This is a genomic window from Streptomyces sp. NRRL S-337 (assembly GCF_000720175.1).
In the GTDB taxonomy this organism is placed as follows: Bacteria; Actinomycetota; Actinomycetes; order Streptomycetales; family Streptomycetaceae; genus Streptomyces; species Streptomyces siderophoricus.
Genome location: NZ_JOIX01000005.1, coordinates 116,544 through 135,928, shown reverse-complemented (window position 1 = coordinate 135,928; position 19,385 = coordinate 116,544). Strand labels below are relative to the sequence as shown.

At 71.5% G+C, this 19,385-nt stretch carries 19 protein-coding genes and 3 pseudogenes; 8 read left to right on the top strand and 14 right to left on the bottom strand.

The genetic code is table 11. The features are described 5' to 3' along the window. Window positions 1-74: 74 nt before the first annotated feature. A complete protein-coding gene (locus IG62_RS0106755; RefSeq protein ID WP_030798672.1) occupies window positions 75-503 on the bottom strand; it encodes an SRPBCC family protein in 429 nt (142 codons plus the stop codon). A gap of 104 nt (window positions 504-607) precedes the next feature. Beyond that, window positions 608-1,399 (bottom strand): SigB/SigF/SigG family RNA polymerase sigma factor, encoded by a 792-nt coding sequence (locus IG62_RS0106750; RefSeq protein ID WP_030798669.1) that lies wholly within the window; start codon window positions 1,397-1,399, stop codon window positions 608-610. Between the two features lie 312 nt (window positions 1,400-1,711). Between IG62_RS0106750 and IG62_RS0106745 the strand changes: the two genes are divergently transcribed. Then, complete coding sequence (locus tag IG62_RS0106745; RefSeq protein ID WP_030798667.1) at window positions 1,712-2,029, top strand: DUF6343 family protein; 318 nt, start codon at window positions 1,712-1,714, stop codon at window positions 2,027-2,029. A gap of 9 nt (window positions 2,030-2,038) precedes the next feature. On the opposite strand, the gene IG62_RS0106740 is transcribed toward IG62_RS0106745, so the two are convergent. Further along, window positions 2,039-4,003 (bottom strand): aconitate hydratase, encoded by a 1,965-nt coding sequence (locus IG62_RS0106740; protein WP_030798665.1) that lies wholly within the window; start codon window positions 4,001-4,003, stop codon window positions 2,039-2,041. Window positions 4,004-4,132: 129 nt separating this feature from the next. Between IG62_RS0106740 and IG62_RS0106735 the strand changes: the two genes are divergently transcribed. Continuing rightward, window positions 4,133-4,879 (top strand): GntR family transcriptional regulator, encoded by a 747-nt coding sequence (locus IG62_RS0106735; protein WP_030798662.1) that lies wholly within the window; start codon window positions 4,133-4,135, stop codon window positions 4,877-4,879. A gap of 126 nt (window positions 4,880-5,005) precedes the next feature. Continuing rightward, window positions 5,006-6,166, top strand: coding sequence for an adenosine deaminase (locus tag IG62_RS0106730; RefSeq protein WP_037837886.1), 1,161 nt, complete (start codon window positions 5,006-5,008; stop codon window positions 6,164-6,166). Between the two features lie 98 nt (window positions 6,167-6,264). Here the strand turns inward: IG62_RS0106730 and rpsN are convergent, their stop codons facing one another. The 4 genes from rpsN to IG62_RS0106705 form a co-directional block, all read right to left on the bottom strand. Beyond that, window positions 6,265-6,570 carry a 30S ribosomal protein S14 gene (rpsN, locus tag IG62_RS0106725; RefSeq protein ID WP_030798656.1) on the bottom strand — a complete coding sequence of 102 codons (306 nt, stop codon included), beginning with the start codon at window positions 6,568-6,570 and terminating at the stop codon, window positions 6,265-6,267. Then, window positions 6,570-6,806: a 50S ribosomal protein L28 gene (gene rpmB / locus IG62_RS0106720; protein ID WP_030798654.1), complete on the bottom strand. Its 237-nt coding sequence runs from the start codon at window positions 6,804-6,806 to the stop codon at window positions 6,570-6,572. Before rpmB ends, rpsN begins: the two co-directional genes overlap by 1 nt. 126 nt (window positions 6,807-6,932) lie before the next feature. Further along, the gene (locus tag IG62_RS0106715) at window positions 6,933-7,955 is read right to left on the bottom strand and encodes an alcohol dehydrogenase catalytic domain-containing protein (protein WP_030798652.1); all 1,023 of its coding nucleotides are present in this window, start codon (window positions 7,953-7,955) and stop codon (window positions 6,933-6,935) included. Between the two features lie 772 nt (window positions 7,956-8,727). After that, window positions 8,728-9,630: a LysR family transcriptional regulator gene (locus IG62_RS0106705; protein ID WP_051797696.1), complete on the bottom strand. Its 903-nt coding sequence runs from the start codon at window positions 9,628-9,630 to the stop codon at window positions 8,728-8,730. A gap of 70 nt (window positions 9,631-9,700) precedes the next feature. On the opposite strand from IG62_RS0106705, the gene IG62_RS0106700 reads away from it, so the two are divergent. Next, window positions 9,701-10,453 carry an SDR family oxidoreductase gene (locus IG62_RS0106700; RefSeq protein ID WP_030798648.1) on the top strand — a complete coding sequence of 251 codons (753 nt, stop codon included), beginning with the start codon at window positions 9,701-9,703 and terminating at the stop codon, window positions 10,451-10,453. Window positions 10,454-10,546: 93 nt separating this feature from the next. On the opposite strand, the pseudogene IG62_RS48350 reads toward IG62_RS0106700, so the two are convergent. Further along, window positions 10,547-10,639: pseudogene (locus IG62_RS48350) on the bottom strand (alpha/beta hydrolase); the annotation flags it as partial. Window positions 10,640-10,904: 265 nt separating this feature from the next. On the opposite strand from IG62_RS48350, the gene IG62_RS0106690 reads away from it, so the two are divergent. Then, window positions 10,905-11,147 (top strand): hypothetical protein, encoded by a 243-nt coding sequence (locus IG62_RS0106690; protein ID WP_030798646.1) that lies wholly within the window; start codon window positions 10,905-10,907, stop codon window positions 11,145-11,147. Window positions 11,148-11,193: 46 nt separating this feature from the next. Here IG62_RS0106690 and IG62_RS47055 read toward each other — a convergent pair whose 3' ends face one another. From IG62_RS47055 to IG62_RS0106670, 4 genes are all read right to left on the bottom strand, one after another. Further along, window positions 11,194-11,361, bottom strand: coding sequence for a hypothetical protein (locus IG62_RS47055; RefSeq protein ID WP_158794992.1), 168 nt, complete (start codon window positions 11,359-11,361; stop codon window positions 11,194-11,196). A 154-nt stretch (window positions 11,362-11,515) separates the two neighbouring features. Beyond that, window positions 11,516-12,757: a serine hydrolase domain-containing protein gene (locus IG62_RS0106680; RefSeq protein ID WP_030798642.1), complete on the bottom strand. Its 1,242-nt coding sequence runs from the start codon at window positions 12,755-12,757 to the stop codon at window positions 11,516-11,518. A gap of 60 nt (window positions 12,758-12,817) precedes the next feature. Continuing rightward, on the bottom strand, window positions 12,818-13,300 hold the full coding sequence (locus IG62_RS0106675) for a hypothetical protein (RefSeq protein ID WP_030798640.1): 483 nt from the start codon (window positions 13,298-13,300) through the stop codon (window positions 12,818-12,820). 169 nt (window positions 13,301-13,469) lie between these two features. Continuing rightward, the gene (locus IG62_RS0106670; RefSeq protein ID WP_078871854.1) at window positions 13,470-15,752 is read right to left on the bottom strand and encodes an ATP-binding protein; all 2,283 of its coding nucleotides are present in this window, start codon (window positions 15,750-15,752) and stop codon (window positions 13,470-13,472) included. Between the two features lie 510 nt (window positions 15,753-16,262). Here IG62_RS0106670 and IG62_RS47050 point away from each other — a divergent pair. After that, a complete protein-coding gene (locus tag IG62_RS47050; protein WP_158794991.1) occupies window positions 16,263-16,514 on the top strand; it encodes a hypothetical protein in 252 nt (83 codons plus the stop codon). Here the strand turns inward: IG62_RS47050 and IG62_RS44310 are convergent. After that, window positions 16,501-17,051, bottom strand: a pseudogene (locus tag IG62_RS44310) (sensor histidine kinase); the annotation flags it as partial. The gene IG62_RS47050 and the pseudogene IG62_RS44310 sit on opposite strands and share 14 nt — an antisense overlap. Beyond that, window positions 17,052-17,336 (bottom strand): annotated as a pseudogene (locus tag IG62_RS46135) (serine hydrolase domain-containing protein); the annotation flags it as partial. Window positions 17,337-17,611: 275 nt separating this feature from the next. Between IG62_RS46135 and kdpF the strand changes: the two are divergent. Both kdpF and kdpA read left to right on the top strand, forming a co-directional pair. Continuing rightward, entirely contained in the window at window positions 17,612-17,701 is a 90-nt protein-coding gene (gene kdpF / locus IG62_RS43690) for a K(+)-transporting ATPase subunit F (protein WP_037837882.1), read from the top strand. Window positions 17,702-17,710: 9 nt separating this feature from the next. Then, window positions 17,711-19,375, top strand: coding sequence for a potassium-transporting ATPase subunit KdpA (gene kdpA, locus IG62_RS0106635; protein ID WP_030798631.1), 1,665 nt, complete (start codon window positions 17,711-17,713; stop codon window positions 19,373-19,375). The last annotated feature ends 10 nt before the right edge of the window (window positions 19,376-19,385 follow it).

The following is a 19,385-nucleotide window of genomic DNA, read 5'->3' as shown; positions in this document are numbered from 1 at the left end:
CGCCGTCTCCCGTCAGGAAACCGCCCCTCGCGTCAGGACACCGCCCCCTCCGCGTCAGGAAGAACCGGCGCGGCTCATCCGCCCTGCTCCACCAGCTCCTTGAACTGCTGCAGGTCGCTGCGCAGGCCCCGCTCGATGGCGGCGGCCTGGGCGAAGCCCTTGGGCCCGCCGAAGGTGTCGGTGATGGTCCCCGGCTCGTACTCGAAGCGGGCCTGCAGGCGGGTGTGGTCGTCGTCGAGGGACAGCAGCGAGAAGGCGCCCCCGAGGCTGGGTCCGCTCGTGGTCCGCCACGTCATCACGTTCTCCCCGCCCCGGTCGGTGATCCTGACCTCGAACTCCCGGGTGCGGCCGCCCGCCTCGACGTCGAGACGGGTCCGTTCGCCCTCCGAACGGGCGGCGCGCACCCCGTCCAGGAACTGCGGATACGCCTCCGCCCGATGCAGGCATTGCCATGCCGTATCGAGCGGAACGCTGATGTCTATGTGTTCTTCGAGAGTGCTCATCGGGCACCTCACAGCTTGGCTCTGGCACGCGATTACGCTTCCAGAGTGCCCCGCCCGGAGCGGGGCGGCGACCCGGCCGAGGGGTGCCGCGCGCTCCGGATTTCCTACGTCCGCGGCGCGGCGAAGGTCTGTTCGCGGACGAAATCGCAGGAGCGGCGCAGGAGGCGGGAGATGTGCATCTGGGAGAGGCCGACCCGGTCGCCTATTTCCTTCTGGGTGAGGCCCATGAAGTAGCGCAGGTAGAGGATGCGCCGCTCACGCTCCGGGAGCATGCGCAGGCCCGCGGTGGCCGCCGCCCGGTCGTCGACCAGGGCCAGGGCCGGGTCCTCCTGCCCGACGAGCTCGCCGAGCGTGTCGGAGCCGTCGCCGCCCAGGGGCCGTTCCAGGGACAGCGCGGTGAAGGTGTTCTCGGCGTCGAGGCCGAGCAGGACCTCTTCCTGGGTCAGGCCGGTGTGGGCGGCCAGGTCGCGTACGGTGACCTCCTGCTGACCGGCGCGCGCGGCCAGCTCCTCCCGGGCGTGGAAGACCTTGGTCCGCAGGTCCTTGACGCTGCGTGGGACGTGCACCGCCCACATCGCGTCGCGGAAGTGCCGCTTGAGCTCGCCGACGATGGTGGGCACCGCGAACGCGCCGAACGGGGTGTCCGCCCGCGGGTCGAACGCGTCGATCGCCTTGAGCAGGCCGAGCGCGGCCACCTGCCGCAGGTCCTCGTCGCTCTCCCCGCGGCCGGTGTAGCGACGGGCCAGCCGGTGGGCCATCGGCAGCCAGGCCCGCACGATCTCCTCGCGCAGCCTCTCCTTGCGGTCACCGTCGGCCAGCGTGGCCAGTTCCTCGAAGGCCGCCCCGGTGTCCGGGTCCAGGTGCGCGTACCGGCCGGAACCGGCACCGCTGGTCATCGCGCCTCACGCCTCCCGATCAGCCTTTTCGCCCTGCCCGCGGGCTGCCCGCCCGCTGCTCGTCCAGCTCATCGTTTCCACTGTGCGGCCAGGGGCGGATGCGCGCGAGACGACCGGGGGGCCGCCCTGCCGCGCCGCCCGTGCCGTGGCACCGGGTGGGAGAATGGAAGGGAGGGCGAACCGCGCCCCGGGTCCGCAGGCGGTGGGTGAGGGAACCGCCGCGGTGCCCCCGGAGGCGAACGGCTCGGCTCAGCGGCCCCCGTGCCGGGGATTTCCCGGCACGGGGTCGGCCGATCGGAAGGGGACGCGACCGTGTCCGAGGACCGTCCGGACGGGCCCCGGCCGCCGGGCCGCGGGCGCAGCGGCACCGAGCCGGTCACGGCCCGCAGTCCGCTGCGGCTCAGGCTGGTCCTGTCGGCCGCCGCGGTAGTGGTCTTCGGCGCCGCAACGGCGTGTTTCGCGGTGTGGTCGGGGGCATCCGGCACGCAGGACTCCCCCGGCCCGACAGCGCTGCTGGTGCTGGCCGTGGTCTGCGGGGTGCTGGCGCTCCTCGCCGCGCTGGACCTGGTCGTCCTGCTGCGCCGCATCCGCCGCGAGCGGCGCCCGGCCGCCGGGTCTGGCCCGCGCTGAGCCCCGGTCTCACCGCGCCAGGGCCGGGATGACGCCGCCCGCCAGGACCGCCCGGCGCCGGCCGGGCGAGAGCCGGTGATGGACCGGATACTCCTCGTCGCGGGTGGTGTTGCGGACCCGGAGAGCCGGCGGGCCGTGCTCCGCGAGCGCCTCGTGCAGGCCGGTGAGCCGCAGCCGGTCCCCGGGCTCGATGCGCCCGTAGTCGTCCGGGTCGTCGAATTCCAGGGCCAGCACGCCGAAGTTGGCGAGGTTCTGCCAGTGGATCCGGGCGTACGACTTCGCGATGACGGCACGTAGGCCGAGATAGCGCGGAGTGATGGCGGCGTGTTCCCGCGAGGAGCCCTGCCCGTAATTCTCCCCGGCGACGATGAGGTGTCCGCCGTCCTCCTGGGCCGCTTTCGCGCGCCGCGGATAGTCCGGGTCGAGCCGGGTCAGGGTGAATTCCGCGAGTTTAGGGATGTTGGAACGGTAGGGCAGTGCCTTGGCGCCCGCCGGGGAGATTTCGTCGGTCGAGACGTCGTCACCGGCCTTGAGGAGAACGGGGAGTTCCATCTCGTCCGGCAGCGGGTCGAGTTCGGGCAGTGCGGAAATGTTGGGGCCGCGTTCCAGCTCCACCCGCAGCGCCTCGTCCGGCGGCAACGGGGGTTCCAGCATGGCGTCGTTGACCGATACCGGGTCCGGGGCAGCGGGAGCCGGGTGGTCCATGGCGGAGCGGGCGGCCCATTCGCGGGGATCGGTGATGGTGCCGGTGAGCGCGGAGGCGGTGGCGGTCTCCGGCGAGCACAGCCAGACCGCGTCGTCGTCGGTGCCGGAGCGGCCGGGGAAGTTCCGCGGGAAGGTGCGCAGCGAATTGCGGCCCGCGGCCGGGGCCTGGCCCATGCCGATGCAGCCGAGACAGCCCGACTGGTGAATTCTGGCGCCGGCCGCGATCAGTTCGAAGGTGGCCCCGCACCGGGTCAGGTCCTGGAGGATCTCCCGGGAGGTGGGATTGATGTCGAAACTCACTCCCGGGGCGGTCTGCCGTCCCCGCACCATGGCGGCGGGCACCGCGAAGTCGCGGAATCCGGGGTTGGCCGACGATCCGATGACGACCTGGCCGACCGGCTCCCCGGCGACCTCCCGTACGCCGATGACGTTTCCCGGCGAGGTCGGCCGGGCGATCAGCGGTTCCAGCGACGCCAGGTCGATCTCCTCCGTCAGGTCGTAGGCGGCGTCCCGTTCGGCGACGATTTCGGTGAAGTCTGCGCCCCGCCCGACGGCTTCGAGGAATACCCGTACGGCGTCGTCGGCGGGGAAAACGGTGGTGGTGGCGCCGAGTTCCGCGCCCATGTTGGCGATGACGTGCCGGTCCATCGCGGTGAGGGAGGCCAGTCCGGGCCCGTGGTATTCCAGGATGCGGTGGACACCGCCCTGGACGCCGTGGCGGCGCAGCATTTCCAGGATGACGTCCTTGGCGCTCACCCACGGCGGGAGTTCGCCGGTCAGCCGGATTCCCCAGATCTCCGGCATGGTGAGGTGCAGCGGCCGTCCGGCCATGGCGAGGGCCACTTCCAGCCCGCCGGTTCCGATCGCCAGCATTCCCAGGGATCCGGCGGCGCAGGTGTGGGAATCCGAACCGGCCAGGGTTTTCCCGGGAATTCCGAAGTGCTGCATATGCGTCGGATGGGAGACGCCGTTGCCGGGTTTGGAGAACCACAGCCCGAAACGGCGCGCGGCCGAGCGGAGGAAGAGGTGGTCCTCCGCATTGCGCTCGTCGGCCTGCAGGATGTTGTGGTCGACGTACTGCACGCTGACCTCGGTGCGGACCCGTTCCAGCGCCAGCGCCTCCAGCTCCTGCATCACCAGCGTGCCGGTGGCGTCCTGAGTGAGCGTCTGGTCCACCCGCAGGGCGATCTCCGCGCCCGGTTCCATACGGCCGGACACCAGGTGGTCGCCGATCAAGCGCTGCGTCACGGTCCCCTGCGAACGCCCCATTCATTCATGTTAGTCCTCCTCTGCCGTGCCGACCCTGCCGTACCGTCGGCCGGCCACCGGCCCATGATCCGGCGCAGGTGGGGCAGACTTGTCGGACAGGGTGGGATGCCGTGGGAGAGGGAGACCGACATGGCCGGCAGGCAACCGCAGCGGCGACCGGTCGTCGCGCTCTACGAGCGCATGGTCGAGGCGGTCCGGGACGGCACCTACCCGCCGGGCTCCACCCTGCCGACCGAGCCCCGGCTCGCCTCCGAGCTGGGCGTGAGCCGGCCGGCGCTGCGCGAGGCGCTGATCCTGCTCCAGGAGGACGGCGTGATCAACGTGCGGCGCGGGGTGGGCCGCACGGTCAGCCACCATCTGCCGCCGCGCGGCTTCGAGTACCTCAAGCCGGTCGAGGAGCTGCTGGGCGAGGGCCGCCAGGTGGCAACCTCCGCCCTGGCCCGTACGTACGAGGAGCCGACCGACTTCTCCACCCAGCACCTGCTGCTGCCGGGCACCTGCCGGGTGCGCTTCTGGGAGAGCCTGGTCGAGGTGGCCGGTCTGCCCTCGTGCCTGACGCAGGAGTGGGCGGCGCGGGACGAGCTGCTGGCCGAGCTGCTGCCGGCGGCGGTGGAGGCGTTCGACGGGCCGGCGGCGGGCTCGTCGTCGATGCTCCGGCTGCTGCTCGCGGCCGGGCGGGGGCTGCCGCTGACCGGCGGCAGCACGGTGGTGGCCACCACCCTCGGCCGGCAGCGCGGGGCGCAGCTGGGCCGCCCGGCGGACACCCCGGCGGTGCTGATCACCCAGGTCGTCCGGCTGGACCGCACGCCGCTGCTGGCGGCCAAGCACATGCTGCCGCCGGGCGCGCCCGCCCTGCCGGTCTGGCAGGCCCGGTAGCCGGCCGGCGGGCACCTGCCGGGACGGCCGACGGGCACTTGCCGGGACGCCCCGCCCTGGCCCGGCCGGCACCCGCTCCGGGGACGCGTTCGCCGTCCCCGGGAAGTCGTGTCATACTCCCGCCCCATGACCTTGTCTGACAAGCTGCCGCTGGCGGCTCCCCACGTCCTCGATGAGCGGCAGATCCGGCGCGCCCCCAAGGTGCTGCTGCACGACCACCTCGACGGCGGCCTGCGCCCCGCGACGATCATCGAGCTGGCCGGGCACATCGGGTACCGGAACCTGCCCACCACCGACCCCGCCGCACTGGGCCGCTGGTTCCGCGACGCCGCCGATTCGGGTTCGCTGGAGCGCTACCTGGAGACCTTCGCGCACACCTGCGCGGTCATGCAGACCCCGGAGGCGCTCTTCCGGATCGCCGCGGAGTGCGCCGAGGACCTCGCGGCCGACGGCGTGGTCTACGCCGAGGTGCGCTACGCCCCCGAGCAGCACCTGACCGGCGGGCTGTCCCTGGACGAGGTCGTGGACGCGGTGAACGCCGGCTTCCGGGAGGGCGAGCGGCGGGCCGCGGCCGCCGGCCACCGCATCCGGGTCGGCACCCTGCTGTGCGCCATGCGCCACGCGGACCGCTCCCTGGAGATCGCCCGGCTCGCGGTCGCGCACCGCGACCGCGGGGTGGCCGGCTTCGACATCGCCGGGGGCGAGATCGGCAACCCGGCGGGCAACCACGCCGAGGCGTTCGACTACCTCCGCGCCCAGGGCGCCCGGGTGACCATCCACGCCGGTGAGGCGGTCGGCATGGACTCCATCCATGAGGCGGTGCTGCGCTGCGGCGCCCACCGCATCGGCCACGGGGTGCGGATCACCGACGACCTCTCGACCGGCCCCGACGGCCGGGTCACGCTGGGCCGGCTCGCGTCGTACGTCCGCGACATGCGGATCGCCCTGGAGGTGTGCCCCACCTCCAACCTCCAGACGGGCGCCGCCGCCAGCTACCCCGAGCACCCGATCGACCTGCTCCGCCGGCTCGGCTTCCGGGTGTGCCTCAACACCGACAACCGCCTGGTCAGCGGTACGACGATGACGCAGGAGTTCCAGCACCTGGCGACCACCTTCGGCTACGGCGCGGCCGAACTGGAGGAGTTCACGGTCAACGCGGTCAAGGCCGCCTTCCTCCCCTTCGACGAGCGCACCGCGCTGCTGAACGAGGTCGTCCTCCCCGGCTACGCACGGCTGCGCGCCGAGGAACTCGGCCGGGTCCCGGCCGGCGCCGGCAGCCTTGTCTGACAGCTAGCCGTCGGCAGGGGCCGGACTCCCCCACGGCCCAGCGGCCCGGGCACCCGCCCGGGCCGCTGCCTCGTCTGCGGGCGCGCCGCCGCCACCGCCTACCAGGAGGACTTGGTGACGCCGGGGAGGAACCCGGCGTGCGCCTGCTGCCGCACCCGCACCCGGGAGAGGCCGAACTTCCGCAGGTGCCCGCGCGGCCGGCCGTCCACGCCGTCCCGGTTCCGCACCCGGGTCGCGCTCGCATCGCGCGGCTGCCGGCGCAACTCGGCCTGGGCGGCCGCGCGTTCGTCCTCGGTCGACGAAGGCCGCCGGATGATCTCCTTCAGCTCGGCGCGCCGGGCCGCGTACCGCTCGACGATCACCTTGCGCCGCTCGTTCTTCGCGATCTTGCTCTGCTTGGCCATCAGACCTTCACCCCTCGCGCCCGGATGCGTGCCACCGCGGCCTCGACCCCGATGGCGTCGACCGTCCTGATCCCCTTGACGCTGAGGGTGAGCCGGACGTGGCGGCCCTCGCTCGCCAGCCAGTAGCGCTTGCGCTGGATGTTCGGGTCGAACCGGCGGGACGTCCGGCGGTGCGAGTGGGAGATGGTCTTGCCGAAGCCCGGCCGGGCACCGGTCAGTTGACAGTGGGCGGACATGTACGGACTACCTCTCGTCGGTCGCGGTCTCACAGCGGAACCTATCGATAATGGAAACCATTATCAAATGGTGCCCGCAGGAGTGCCGCGGCAGAACGTGGGGTGCGCGTCAGCGAGGGGTGCGCGTCAGCGAGGGGTGAGCACCATCCGGAAGCGGGCCGTTCCGGAGAGCATCTTCCGGTAGGCCTCGTCGGTCCGGTCCAGCGGCGCGGTCTCGATCATCGGGCGGATGCCGTGCAGCGTGCTGAAGGCCATGGTGTCCTGCACGTCCTGCGCGGTGCCGGACGGATGACCGCGGACGGCCTTGCCACTCATGATCAACTGCACCGGACCGATCCCCAGCGGGTCGGGGGACACCCCGATGACCACCAACTCGCCGCGGTGGGACAGCCCGTCCACGGTCGCGGCGATGGCGTCGGAGTTGGCCGCGGTGGCCAGGACGACCTTGGCGCCGCCGAGGGACTGCAGGGCGTCCGCGACGGGGGTGGCCGCCGTGCTGTCGACGTAGTGGTGCGCGCCGAGCTGCTTGGCGAAGTCGGCCTTGGCCGCGCCACGGGCGATGGCCACGGTCTCGAAGCCCATCGCGGCCGCGTACTGCACGCCGAGGTGGCCGAGACCACCGATGCCGAGGACGGCGACCAGGTCGCCCGGCCGGGCGGGGCTGCGCCGCAGCCCGTTGAACGTGGTCACCCCCGCGCAGGCCATCGGCGCCGCCTCGGCCGCCGGGAGCGCCTCCGGGATGCGGGCCAGGGCGTCGGTCGGCGCGACCACCAGGTCCGCGTAGCCGCCGTCGTACGCCCAGCCCGGGACCTTGAGGTTCTGGCACACCACGAAGTCGCCCTGCCGGCACGGCGGGCAGTGGTGGCAGCTGCCGCCGAACCAGCCGACGGCCACCCGGTCGCCCACGTGCCAGCCGCCGTCCACGTCCGCGCCCAGCGCCTCGATGCGCCCGGCGATCTCATGCCCGGGGACCAGCGGAAACCGGACGCCCGGGACCTGGGCGTCCACGAAGACGGAATCGCTGTGGCAGATCCCGCAGGCGTCCACGGCCACCCTCACCTGCCCGGGGCCGGGCTCCGGCACCTCGCGCTCGACGATCTCGAACGGGCCTTGGGCGGCGGCGACCTGGGCGGCGCGATAACTCCTCATACGGCTCTCCAGGGACGTGCGACGGTGATGTACGGACGGCCCCCGTTCCAGCAGACCACCTCCGGGCCGATCACGCGCGCGGAGTCGCCCGGCGCGTGCCGGTGCCCTCGGCGCCGCCGCGGGCCGATACGTGCAGCGCCGGACCGGCCCGCCCACCAGGAGGTACCCGTGAAGCTGCTGATCAACGTGACGTGGTTTGGTGTGGCCGCAGGTCAGGACCATGCTGAGGGGTCACACGTCGGCAAACTCCCGGCATGGGTCAGGAGACGTGCACGTTGGCGACCAAACTCATACGTGGGGTGGGCAGCTCGTACAAGAGCTGCAACTGCGCGCGGCAAGGATTCTCCTCGACGCGCGCCGCGCCTTGGGGCGCCGGACCTGCACGTCGGTGCCGTCGATGTGCAGCTCGACCCCTTCGGCCTCGACCCGTACAGCTCGGCCGGCGCGGCATCGGGCAGGTCGTGGCGCAGCTCAAAGTGACCAGCACCCGGTCGACGAACACCCACCGGTGCTTCGGGCCCGCGTCCTGCTGCCGCCGACGCTCGCCCCGGCGACGCTCCCGCCACGCCGACTCCTGCGCGGCCTGCCACACCGGGGCGAGCTCGGCGATGAGTTCGCCAAGATGCTGACGTGATATCCCGGACAAGGCAGGAGGGGAGAAGGCCGTGCGGGCCCAGGTTGTCGTCACACACACCCAACCCGCGCGGCCGCTCTCATGTCACGGTGCGCTGCGCGCACTGCTGCTCCCCGACTCGTGAGCAGCGTGCCCAGTTCACGTCAGCGTGTCCTGATACCTGATCTCACCTCGACGCACCGCGCCCGCTCCTGCCACCTCCGCCGCCTCCGCACTGGCGCGGATCAGCGCGGCCACCGCCCGTGATGTCGTCCGCTCCGGCCAGGCGACGACGACCGCGGTGGGCGGCGCGTCGAGCAGCGGCACGCACGCCACGTCGGGCCAGGCGCGCTGACGCACCGACTCGGGCAGGACCGCGACCAGCTGGCCCAGAGCGACCAGCTGCATCACCTGCGAGATGTCACGCACCTCGGGCCGACGGCCATCAGTGGCGCCCCCATCGTCACCAGGCCATCGGGGCAGCTGTTCGCCGGTCAGGTCGGCGAGCGTCAAGGCGGCGCGGCCGGCGAGACGGTGGGCCCGGGGGAGCACGGCCATCTGGTCCTGGGTCAGCAGCAGTTCGGTGTCGAAGCCCGCGAGGTCGTCGTAGGGCGCGGTCAGGAACGCGACGTCGGCCCTGCCGTCGCGCAGCATCGGAGCCTGCTCCCCGATGCCGCAGACGATCACCTCGATGTCGACGGCGTCCGGATCGCGGCGGTAGTGCTGCAGGATCGACTCCAGCAGTCCCGCATCCCCGTTGGGCTTCATCGCCAGCGTGAGCTTCGGATCGGTCCGTCCCGCCCGTTGCGCGCGCCGGACCGACGCCGTGACCGCGTCCAGTGCCTTGCGGCTTTCGGTCAGGAAGACCTGGCCGGCGCCGGTGAGGTTCACCGATCGGCTGGTGCGTTCCAGCAGCTGCACGCCCATGCGTCGCTCCAGCCGGGCGATGGCGCGGGACAGCGGCGGCTGTGCCATGCCCAGGCGCTGTGCGGCGCGGCCGAAGTGCAGTTCCTCGGCGACGGCGACGAAGTAGGCGAGCTCACGCGTCTCCGGCACATCCATACCCGCAGGGTATCGTTCGAGACGCTACAAGTGTTGGCCGGCGCGCTCGGCGCGGTGGTGTGCTGGACCCATGAACGAAACCATGATCACCCTGGTGACGGGCGCGAACAAGGGCATCGGCCGCCAGATCGCCGCCCAGCTCGGAGCCCTGGGCCACAGCGTCGTCGTCGGCGCCCGCAATACCGAACTCGGCCAGAAGGCCGCCACCGAACTGCGGGAAAGCGGTGCTGATGCGACTTCGGTCATGCTCGACGTGACAGACCCGGACTCGGCCGCCGCAGCCGCCGCCGAGATCGAAGCCCGCTACGGCAGGCTCGACGCCCTGGTCAACAACGCCGGTATCAGCGTCCCTCCGGGCAGCGACTTGGGCGACCAGCGCCCGAGCACGGCGGACATGGACGTCCTGCGCGCCGTCTTCGAGACCAACTACTTCGGGGTCATCGCCGTCACCAACGCGATGCTGCCGCTGCTGCGCCGATCAGCCTCGCCGCGGATTGTCAACGTGTCCAGTTCGGTGGGCTCGCTCAACATCAACGCAGACCTGAAAGGCACCGACGGACCGCCGCTGATGCCGGTCTCCGCCGGGTACGTCACGTCGAAGACGGCGCTGACGGCGCTCACCCTGCAATACGCTTGGGACCTGCTGGCCGAGGACATCAAGGTCAACGCCGTCTGCCCCGGCTACGTCGCCACCGACCTGAACGGCCACCGCGGCCACCGCACGCCGGCCGAAGGCGCCGTGGCCGCCGTCCGGATGGCCACCATCGGCGCCGACGGACCGACCGGCACCTTCACCGACGACGAGGGCCCGGCGCCCTGGTGAGCTGACCAGAGATTCTCCATCCCACGCGTTCCCCGGCCAGGCACTACCGCTCCCCGACTCGTTGTCCTCTGCCGGTGGCCTGACGGCCCGGCTTCACTTCAGGTGCCGGGTGAAGGACTGGGCCGCGGCCTCCCCCGCGAACTGCGGGACGCCGGTGTGCCCGCCCATATCGGCCCGCAGGGCTTTCCCTTCGTCTCCTGCCTCACGGGCGCGGCCTACGGGATCGACCTGATCGTCCCCGGCTGACCCCGGCGTGCGCATCCGGTGGTGAGGAAGGCTTCGCGAATGTGGTCGTGCATCTCCCGGCCGAACCGCAGCCGGCGGAACCAGTGAAGGTGGGCCAACATGCGCTCCGTGAGCCCGCGTTGGGCGCTCCCGCGCCGGACTGGCCCGCGCCGGACTGGACTGCCTGGACGAACTCGAAGCCGTCGAGGCCGCGCCCGCCCCGCTCATGGACCAGCTGCGCAGGGGCCTGCTGGCCCGCCTGGACCAGGCCGACGCCGACCGGGCCGACGACGTCACACCGTCCTCGTGGGTCTCCGCGGCCGGCTACCGGGAACTCCGCCGCACGGTGATAGCCGCCGAAACGGCGAAGCTCCAGCATCTGTACGCGGACAACCACATCAGCGACCTCACCCGGCGGCGGCTACAACGCCAACTGGACCTCGAAGACGCCGGACTCGGCGACGAGTGAACGCCGTGGTTGCCCTCCGGAGGCCCGGAGGGCAACCACGGGCGACTCAGAAGCGGTCCGGAAACTTGACGACGAGCACCAGCAGCCCGACCAGCGCTGCCGCCACCAGCAACCCCACCACCCGCTCCACGCTTACGACACCACCGCCGCCGTCACCGAATCTCCGCGCACCAGGAACCTCCTCGATTCTCTGCCCACGAACGACCGGCTCCACGGTGTCGGCGGCGCGAGGAGCAGTCGAGCACCACGGCCGGTTCCCTAACGGGATCCGAACGGCCGGGGTCGGCCCGGGGGATCTTCGCCCACGGCCGACCTGAGTTGGCCGCCGCGGATCGAGACGGGCCTACCGGGACGCCGCCGGGGCAATGTCAGTCGTCGATTGCCTGGTAGAGCGTGGTCCAGAAGTCGTGCATCAGGTGCACCGAATGCGGGACGGACGCCCCGACCTGGGTGAGCAGGATGCCGGTGAGCTGGTTGGCGGGGTCGGCGTAGGTCGAGGTGCCGCTGCCGCCGTCCCAGCCGAACTGGCCGATGGGCGCGTAGTCACCGCGGTAGGTGCGCACCGCCATCCCCAACCCCCAGCCGCCGTGCTGGCCTTGGCCGAAGGAGATGTGGACGTTGTCGCGGGCCAGGGCGGTCCGGGCGGCGTTCTGCTCGGGCGTGAGGCGGTTGGTGGTCATCAGCTCGACGGCGGCCCGGGACAGGATCCGTTCGCCCCGGTGCATCCCGCCGTTCAGCAGCATCCGGAAGTAGGCGTGGTAGTCGTCGGCGGTGGAGACCAGTCCGCCACCGCCGCCCGGAAACGACGGAGGCGAGCTCCACCGTCCTCCCTCGGCCTCGTCCCAGACGGTGAACTCTCCGGTCTGCGGGTCGGGGGCGTAGAGGGTCGGCATCCGGTCGATCTTGTCGGCGGGCACGTGGAAACCGGTGTCCTTCATCCCCAGCGGCTCGAAGATGCGCTCGCGCAGGAACGTCTCGAACGACTGGCCCGTGACCCTGGCGACGAGCACGCCGACCAGGTCGCTGCTGATCTGGTACTGCCAGCGCTCGCCGGGCTGGTGCATCAGCGGCAGCGTGCCCAGGCGGCGCATCCACTCGTCCGGCTCGGGCATCGGCGTCGGCAGATTGGGCGTGAGCCCCTGCTCGAAGACCGCGCCCATGATCGGGGTGCCCAGCACCGTCATATCCATGCCGAGGCCGAACGTGGAGGTCAGTACGTCCCGTACGGTGATCGGCCGCCGCGCCGGCACGGTGTCGTCGAGAGGGCCGTCGATCCGCTTCAGCACCTGCCGGTCGGCGAGCTCCGGCAGCCACGTCTCCACCAGGTCGTCGAGGCGCAGCCGGCACTCGTCCAGCAGGACCATCGCCGCCGCGATCGAGACCGGCTTGGACGTCGAGGCCATCCGGAAGATCGTGTCCCGCCGCATCGGCCCGCCACCGTCATGGCGCATCGTTCCGACCTCTTCGACGTGCGTCTCACCGCCCCGGCTGACCAGGGCGACAAGCCCGGGAATCTTCCCGGACTCGACATGCCGTGCCAGCACGTCGCGCATCCTGCGCAGCCCTGCTGTGGAGAAGCCGCTCTGCTGGTCGGAAAGAGTGGTGGACATGGTGGTGTGCTCCTTTGATGGGAAAGAGGGAGGGTTGGCATGGATGGGGAGAGCGGATCGTCAGCAGCCGAGGCGGTCGGCAATCACACCCAGCACTTGCCGCAGATCGCGGGACATGCGGGCACGCAGGCCGAGCTCGGCGATCCCGGCCGCGAACCCCGGATGGTCGGGCAGGACCCGGTGGACGCGATGGGCCACCCGGGTGCCTGCGGGGCAGGCGGTGACGGTGTGCACCCCGGCGTACCAGCTCTGCACCGCCACCCTGGACCGGGCCCGGTCCACCTGCATCTCCACCGGCTCCAACGGCCCCGCCAGCTCGGCGCGGTAGGCGCCGGCGCCGGACCCGGCCACCACGGTCATCGCCCCCTGTCGTGCCGCCGAAGACCTGGCCAGCACCAGCAGGTTGTCATCGCCGACCCGCCCCTCGGCGACGGCGAGCAGGAGCGCGGCGACCTCTGCGACGGGCGCGGCGAGCGTCCCTTGGACTTCCCACCGGGCAGGCAGGGCGTCCAGTTCTGCGAGAAGGGAAGGCGTCGTGTGCATGACCAAGAGCCTCGCCGCAGCGGCCGTTCCGGGGCCACCCGTGCCGCACCTTCCGGGACACGTGACATCACACCGGTACCCGGCTGACCTGCGCTGTCACGTCGGCGGACGGCCGGTGGGCGGGTGTCCCGGGACGGGACGGGACACCCACGCACCCCCTGGGACAGGCTCAGGACATCCGAGCCAGGCCCGTATCCGCCGCCGACACCAGATAGGTAAGGCCGTGCGCGGTGGCGATCTCCAGTGCTGCCGTGAAGTGCTGCGCCGCGGCGTCCCGGTCGCCCGTGGCCAGGCATGCCTGCGCGTACGGGAGGAGGCCGCGCGCCATCCGGTGCGGCTCACCGGCCCGTTCGAGGATCCGCATGGCCTCGGCGTGCCTGGCCGTTGCCTCCTCGGCGCGACCGAGGTGGCGCAGGGCGACGGCGGTGTCCGTGAGGCTGGCCGCCTCGAAGATCGGATGGCGGGTCGCCCGACTGAGCGCGACGGCCCGCTCAGCGTGATCGAGGGCGGTCCGGGCGTCGCCCAGGCCCAGTGCCGCCCGGCCGAGCACGTCCAGGCACACGCGCTCCTTCTGCCGGTCCAGACCGCGCGCGGTCTCGATCACCTCCGAGACGACCTCGCGGGCCTCGCCGTACTTCCCCAACTGCACCAGCGCCTGGCCCAGAACGGCGCGCACACGCACGCGGGCGGCGGTCTCACGGGGCGACAGCATCGCGGTCGCCTGGCGCATGAGCTCGACGGCGCCTTCGGCGTCCGCGGCGTACAGCCGGACCTCCGCCAGCTGTTCGAGGGTGATGGCCTCGCCGACGATGTCGCCCTCCTCGGCCATCAACACACGGGCCACCTCAAGCTCCGCCACCGCCTCCGCCAGCCGGCCTTCGCGCATCAGCGCGGCGCCCAGCAAGTACCGGTGCGAGGCGAGCATGCGGCGCTCGCCGAGCCGTTCGGCGGCGGGCATGCTGATTTCGAGCCCGCGGCGCAGCTGCGCCATGCCACCGCGCCGGGCGTGGGCGATCATGGCGAGCTGTCCGAGCCCGACGGCCGACCCGTCGATGCCCAGCTGGACGGCGAGCGAGAACGTGGCGGTGAGGTTGCCCCATTCGGCGTCCATCCAGTCCACGGCCATGTCGTGGTGGGAGAGGTCGGGAAGTGCGGGAGGCGGCTGCGACACGATGACCGGCAGGGGGGTCACTATCTCGACCAGTTTTCTCACGGCCAGCATGCCGCTCAGGTAGTAGTCGCCCAGCCGGGCGATCGCCGGAACGGGGTCGGCCGCGGCATCCTCGGCGCGGGCCGCCTGGCGCAGCAAGTCGTGCATCCGGTAGCGACCCGCCGCCGGCTCCTGGACCAGATGGACATCCACCAAGTCCTCCAGCAGGGAACGGGCGTTGGCCAGTGGGATCCCCGCCAGGGCGGCCGCGCCGTACGCGTCGATGTCCTCACCCGGCACCAGCCCCAGCAGCCCGAACATCCGCCGCTGGGCGGCGTCGAGCTGCCGCAGCGACATCCCGAACACGTCCGACACCGCCAACTCGCCCTCGCGCAGCCGTTCCACCAGGGTGTCGAGCGTCCAGGCGGGCCGGTGCCGCAGCCGCGCGGCGGCCACCCGGATGGCCAACGGCAGGTTCCCGCATCGTCGCAGCACCTCGCCGACGTCACCGGGCCGGTCCCCGCCCGCGGAGGTGACGAACAGCTCCGCCGCCTCTTCGGCCGGCAGGACGTCCAGCGATATCGGCCAGGCCCCGTCCAGATCCACCATCCGTCGGCGGCTGGTGATCACGACGAAGCTGCGGCCGGCGCCGGGCAGCAGATCGCGCACATGATCCGCCCCAGCTGCGTTGTCCAGCAGCACGATCGCGCGCCGAGTCGCCAGCTCCGACCGCCACAGCGCGGCACGTTCGGCAACGTCGTCGGGAATCCTGCCGGGCGGCAATCCGAGCGCGGCCAGCAGCACCCGCAGCGCCTCCGTGGGCTCGACCCGCTCCCGGCCCGGAGTGAACCCGTGCAGGTCCACATAGAGCTGGCCACCGGGGAAGTCGGCGGTCAGCAGATGCGCGGCGTGCACGGCCAACGCGGACTTGCCCACCCCGCCCATGCCGTCGATCGCCACCACCGACGTCTTCCGCGCGGCGCCGAGAAGAGCGTCCAACTCCGCCCGGCGCCCGGTGAAGGCAGTGATGTCGTGCGGCAGGTCATTGCGCACCGGCGGAGTGGCTGGTGTGCTGGCCCGGGGGCCGTCCTTGGCCCGTTCCCACACCTCACGCATCGGCCGCGGATCACGACCGGCCGCCTTGCACAGCGCCACCACCGTCGGCCACGGCGGAACGGCCTGCCCGGAGACATAGCGCGACAGCGAAGAGCTGCTGACGTGGACCTCGCGAGCGAGCTCGCGCAGACTCCGCCCGGTCACGTCGCGCAGCTCCCGTAGCGATCCTGCCAACTCCTCGTGCACGTTCCCCCCTTGGTTCAGTTTTACGCGCTGATCCTAGAGGGAGCGAAGTCGGCCAAAGTTGGCCCCGGGCCGTCCCCGCGTAGAGCGCGGACGTGGACAGTCCCTTGGCTTCGTCATCCGCGAGGCGACGCCGCGGCGGGGGGCCAAGGCCGTCGCCGCATCCGGCCCGTTCCTGGCCGAGGGCCGTCTGGAACACATCAAGAACACGGAGGTCTCCCACTGAAACAAGCCAGGCAGGGGAAGCCGGAGGCATCAGGGGCCGCAGGCCCCGGCCGCGGGCCCCCGTACGCAGACCGTGGCCAGGTACGCGGCTCGGTCACCACGCGATGCGGTGACAAACAAGGCAGGCTCCATGGGGAGGGACGGGACGACATGACGGTCCACGACGCGCACTCGGTCTGCATACCTCCCGTAGCGAGCGCCGCGGATGATGCAGATCCCCAGCCCCTGCCGTCCGCTCCCCTGTATCGCGCGATACACGCAGCGCGGCGCGCCCTGTCCGACGCCGACGTGGACCCCGCGGACCTCGACGCCATCATCTACGTCGTCCAGCGGCGGCAGGTCCCGCTCCGCTGGCAGTCCGCCCGGGTGGCGTGCGCGCTGGGTGCACGGGAGGACGTCGCGGCCTTCGACGTGCCGGGGACGCGGGCCGCGTGGGGCATGACCATGGCTCTGCGCACACCCGGTGAGTCGGTGCGGCGGGTGCTCGTCATCGAAGCGGAGGGAACCGGCCGGCCGTCCGCTTCGCTCATCTCGGACTGAGCTCGTTCCGGATCGGATGGCACTCGTCCTCACCCTGGCTGAACTCGTCCGGTACCGCCGGGACCGGCGCCGCGGGGAGCGAGACGACCATCGTCAGACCGCCGCCGGGGTCTCCTCTGGCGTGAGGGTGCCGCCCATCGCCTCCGTGAGACCGCGGGAGAGGGCGAGGCCGAGCCCGATACCGGTGGTGTTGTCGGTATCACCGAGCCGCTGGAACGGGTCGAACTCCCGCGTCTGGTCGGGGAGTTGGATGCCCGGGCCCCGGTCGGTGATTCTGAGCTCGACCCGTCCGGCCAGCGCACTGGCGCCGATCGTCACCGGGCACCCGGCGGGCGAATGACGTACCGCGTTGGACACCAGGTTGGCCAGGACGCGCTCCAGCAACGGTGGGTCCGCGAGCACATCCGGGGTGGTGGCCAGCCCCTGGGTCGCCACGTGGGCGAGCACCTGTGGGGGTGAGCCGGGCAGGGTGTCCAGTGCTGCGGGGAGCACGTCGGTGAGCGCGACCGGCTCCAGGCGCAGGGTCAGCGCACCGGCCAGTCCGAGCCCGAACGTGGAGGTGAGCAGGTCCCGCACGGTGATCGGACGCCGCGCCGGTACGGTGTCGTCCAGCGGGCCGTCTGGCCGCTTCAGCACCTGCCGGTCGGCGAGTTCGGGCAGCCACTGATCTATCGGGTCGTCCAGCCGCAGCCGGCACTCGTCGAGCAGGACCATCGCCGCCGCGACCGCGACCGGCTTGGTCGTCGAGGCCATCCGGAAGATGGTGTCCCGGCGCATCGGCGCGCCGCCGTCATGGCGCATCGTCCCGATCGCTTCGACGTGGGCCGCAGGCGCTCAGTTCAGCAGCTGACCGACGGGACACCGAGCAGTTGGCATGCAGGTTGCCGCACAGGCGTAAGAGACGCGTCAACGTCGCGCTCACGGCCGTATGGGCCCCGTCAAGGACGGGCGAAAACCAGCCACCGCGCGATTCCCTCTTCTGGTCCGTTCCATCAGACCTCTCCTGAGGAGTTCACGATGGCCGATCTGGCCTTCGTCGTCACCACGATCGCGGTCTTCGCGCTGGTGGCCCTTGTCGCCAAAGGGGTGACGAAGCTGTGACCGCCGACAACCTCATCGGCCTGATCGTGGCCGTCGCCCTGCTGGGCTATCTCGTCCTCGCCCTTGTGTTCCCGGAGAGGTTCTGAGCCACAGTGATGAGCCCCGTTCTTGCTGATGTGCTCCAGGTCACCGCGCTCATCGGCGCGCTCGCCCTGGTCCACCGCCCGCTCGGCGACTACATGGCCGCCGTCTACTCCTCGAAGAAACACCTGCGAATAGAGAAGTGGATCTACCGCAGCGTCGGCGCGAACCCCGATGCGGAGATGCGCTGGCCCGCCTACCTGCGCGGCGTTCTCATCTTCTCCGCGGTGGGCGTGCTGTTCCTGTACGTGCTGCAGCGCGTACAGGACAAGCTGCCGCTGTCGCTCGGCTTCAAGCCGATCACCCCGGACCAGGCGTTCAACACGGCCGCGTCGTTCATCTCGAACACCAACTGGCAGTCGTACTCGGGTGAGGTGGCCATGAGCCACGTCACCCAGACCGCCGGTCTGGCCGTGCAGAACTTCGTCTCGGCCGCCGTCGGCATGGCCGTCGCCGTGGCGCTCGTGCGCGGTTTCGCCCGCTCCCGCACCGGCGACCTGGGCAACTTCTGGTCCGATCTGGTGCGCGGCACGATCCGCGTACTGGTGCCGCTCTCGGTGATCGCCGCGGTCATCCTGGTGGCGTGCGGCGCGATCCAGAACTTCGGCGACATCCACCACATCACCACCCTCACCGGTGACAAGCAGGCCCTCAGCCCCGGCGCGGTGGCCTCCCAGGAAGCCATCAAGGACCTGGGCACCAACGGCGGTGGGTACTTCAACGCCAACTCCGCGCACCCCTTCGAGAACCCCAACGGCCTCTCGAACCTGCTGGAGATCTTCCTGCTGCTGGTGATCCCGTTCTCGATGCCGCGCACCTTCGGCAAGATGGTGGGTTCGCTCAAGCAGGGCTACGCCATCGTCGCGGCCATGGGCATCGTCTGGTTCGGCGCCGTCCTCGCGGTGACCTGGCTCGAATACGCCCACCCGGGCACCGCCTCGCACCTCGCCGGCGGTGCGATGGAGGGCAAGGAACAGCGGATCGGTGAGGGGCCCTCCTCGCTCTTCGCCGTCTCCACCACCATGACCTCCACGGGATCGGTCAACTCCTTCCACGACTCGTTCAGCGGCCTGTCCGGCGGTGTCCTGCTGCTCGGCATGATGCTCGGCGAGCTCACTCCCGGCGGTGTCGGTTCGGGCCTGTACGGCATGCTGATCATGGCGATCATCGCGGTGTTCCTCGCGGGCCTGATGGTCGGCCGCACGCCCGAGTACCTGGGCAAGAAGATCGGCACCCGCGAGATCAAGCTCGCCGCCTGCTACATCCTGATCACCCCGGCGCTGGTGCTGATCGGCACCGCTGTGGCCATCGCCCTGCCGGACGGCAAGGAAGCCATGACCAACATCGGGGCGCACGGCTTCTCCGAGGTGCTGTACGCGTACACGTCGGCCTCCAACAACAACGGCTCCGCCTTCGCCGGCTTCGGCGCCAACACGCCGTTCTTCAACACCACCCTCGGTCTGTGCATGCTGCTCGGCCGGTTCCTGCCGATGGTGTTCGTCCTGGCACTGGCCGGCTCGCTCGCCGAGCAGAAGCCGGTCCCGGAGACCGCCGGCACCTTGCGCACCGAGAAGCCGCTCTTCACGGGCCTGCTGGTCGGCACGCTCCTGATCGTCACCGGTCTGACCTTCTTCCCGGCGCTCGCGCTGGGTCCGCTCGCCGAAGGGCTGGCGTCATGACCCTCGAATC

Bases quoted from the DNA above. Each gene is read 5' to 3' on its own strand.
- IG62_RS0106755 (WP_030798672.1), bottom strand. From the start codon at position 503: ATGAGCACTCTCGAAGAACACATAGACATCAGCGTTCCGCTCGATACG.
- IG62_RS0106750 (WP_030798669.1), bottom strand. From the start codon at position 1,399: ATGACCAGCGGTGCCGGTTCCGGCCGGTACGCGCACCTGGACCCGGAC.
- IG62_RS0106740 (WP_030798665.1), bottom strand. From the start codon at position 4,003: ATGGGGCGTTCGCAGGGGACCGTGACGCAGCGCTTGATCGGCGACCAC.
- IG62_RS0106735 (WP_030798662.1), top strand. From the start codon at position 4,133: ATGGCCGGCAGGCAACCGCAGCGGCGACCGGTCGTCGCGCTCTACGAG.
- IG62_RS0106730 (WP_037837886.1), top strand. From the start codon at position 5,006: ATGACCTTGTCTGACAAGCTGCCGCTGGCGGCTCCCCACGTCCTCGAT.
- rpsN (WP_030798656.1), bottom strand. From the start codon at position 6,570: ATGGCCAAGCAGAGCAAGATCGCGAAGAACGAGCGGCGCAAGGTGATC.
- rpmB (WP_030798654.1), bottom strand. From the start codon at position 6,806: ATGTCCGCCCACTGTCAACTGACCGGTGCCCGGCCGGGCTTCGGCAAG.
- IG62_RS0106715 (WP_030798652.1), bottom strand. From the start codon at position 7,955: ATGAGGAGTTATCGCGCCGCCCAGGTCGCCGCCGCCCAAGGCCCGTTC.
- IG62_RS0106705 (WP_051797696.1), bottom strand. From the start codon at position 9,630: ATGGATGTGCCGGAGACGCGTGAGCTCGCCTACTTCGTCGCCGTCGCC.
- IG62_RS0106700 (WP_030798648.1), top strand. From the start codon at position 9,701: ATGAACGAAACCATGATCACCCTGGTGACGGGCGCGAACAAGGGCATC.
- IG62_RS0106690 (WP_030798646.1), top strand. From the start codon at position 10,905: ATGGACCAGCTGCGCAGGGGCCTGCTGGCCCGCCTGGACCAGGCCGAC.
- IG62_RS0106680 (WP_030798642.1), bottom strand. From the start codon at position 12,757: ATGTCCACCACTCTTTCCGACCAGCAGAGCGGCTTCTCCACAGCAGGG.
- IG62_RS0106675 (WP_030798640.1), bottom strand. From the start codon at position 13,300: ATGCACACGACGCCTTCCCTTCTCGCAGAACTGGACGCCCTGCCTGCC.
- kdpA (WP_030798631.1), top strand. From the start codon at position 17,711: ATGAGCCCCGTTCTTGCTGATGTGCTCCAGGTCACCGCGCTCATCGGC.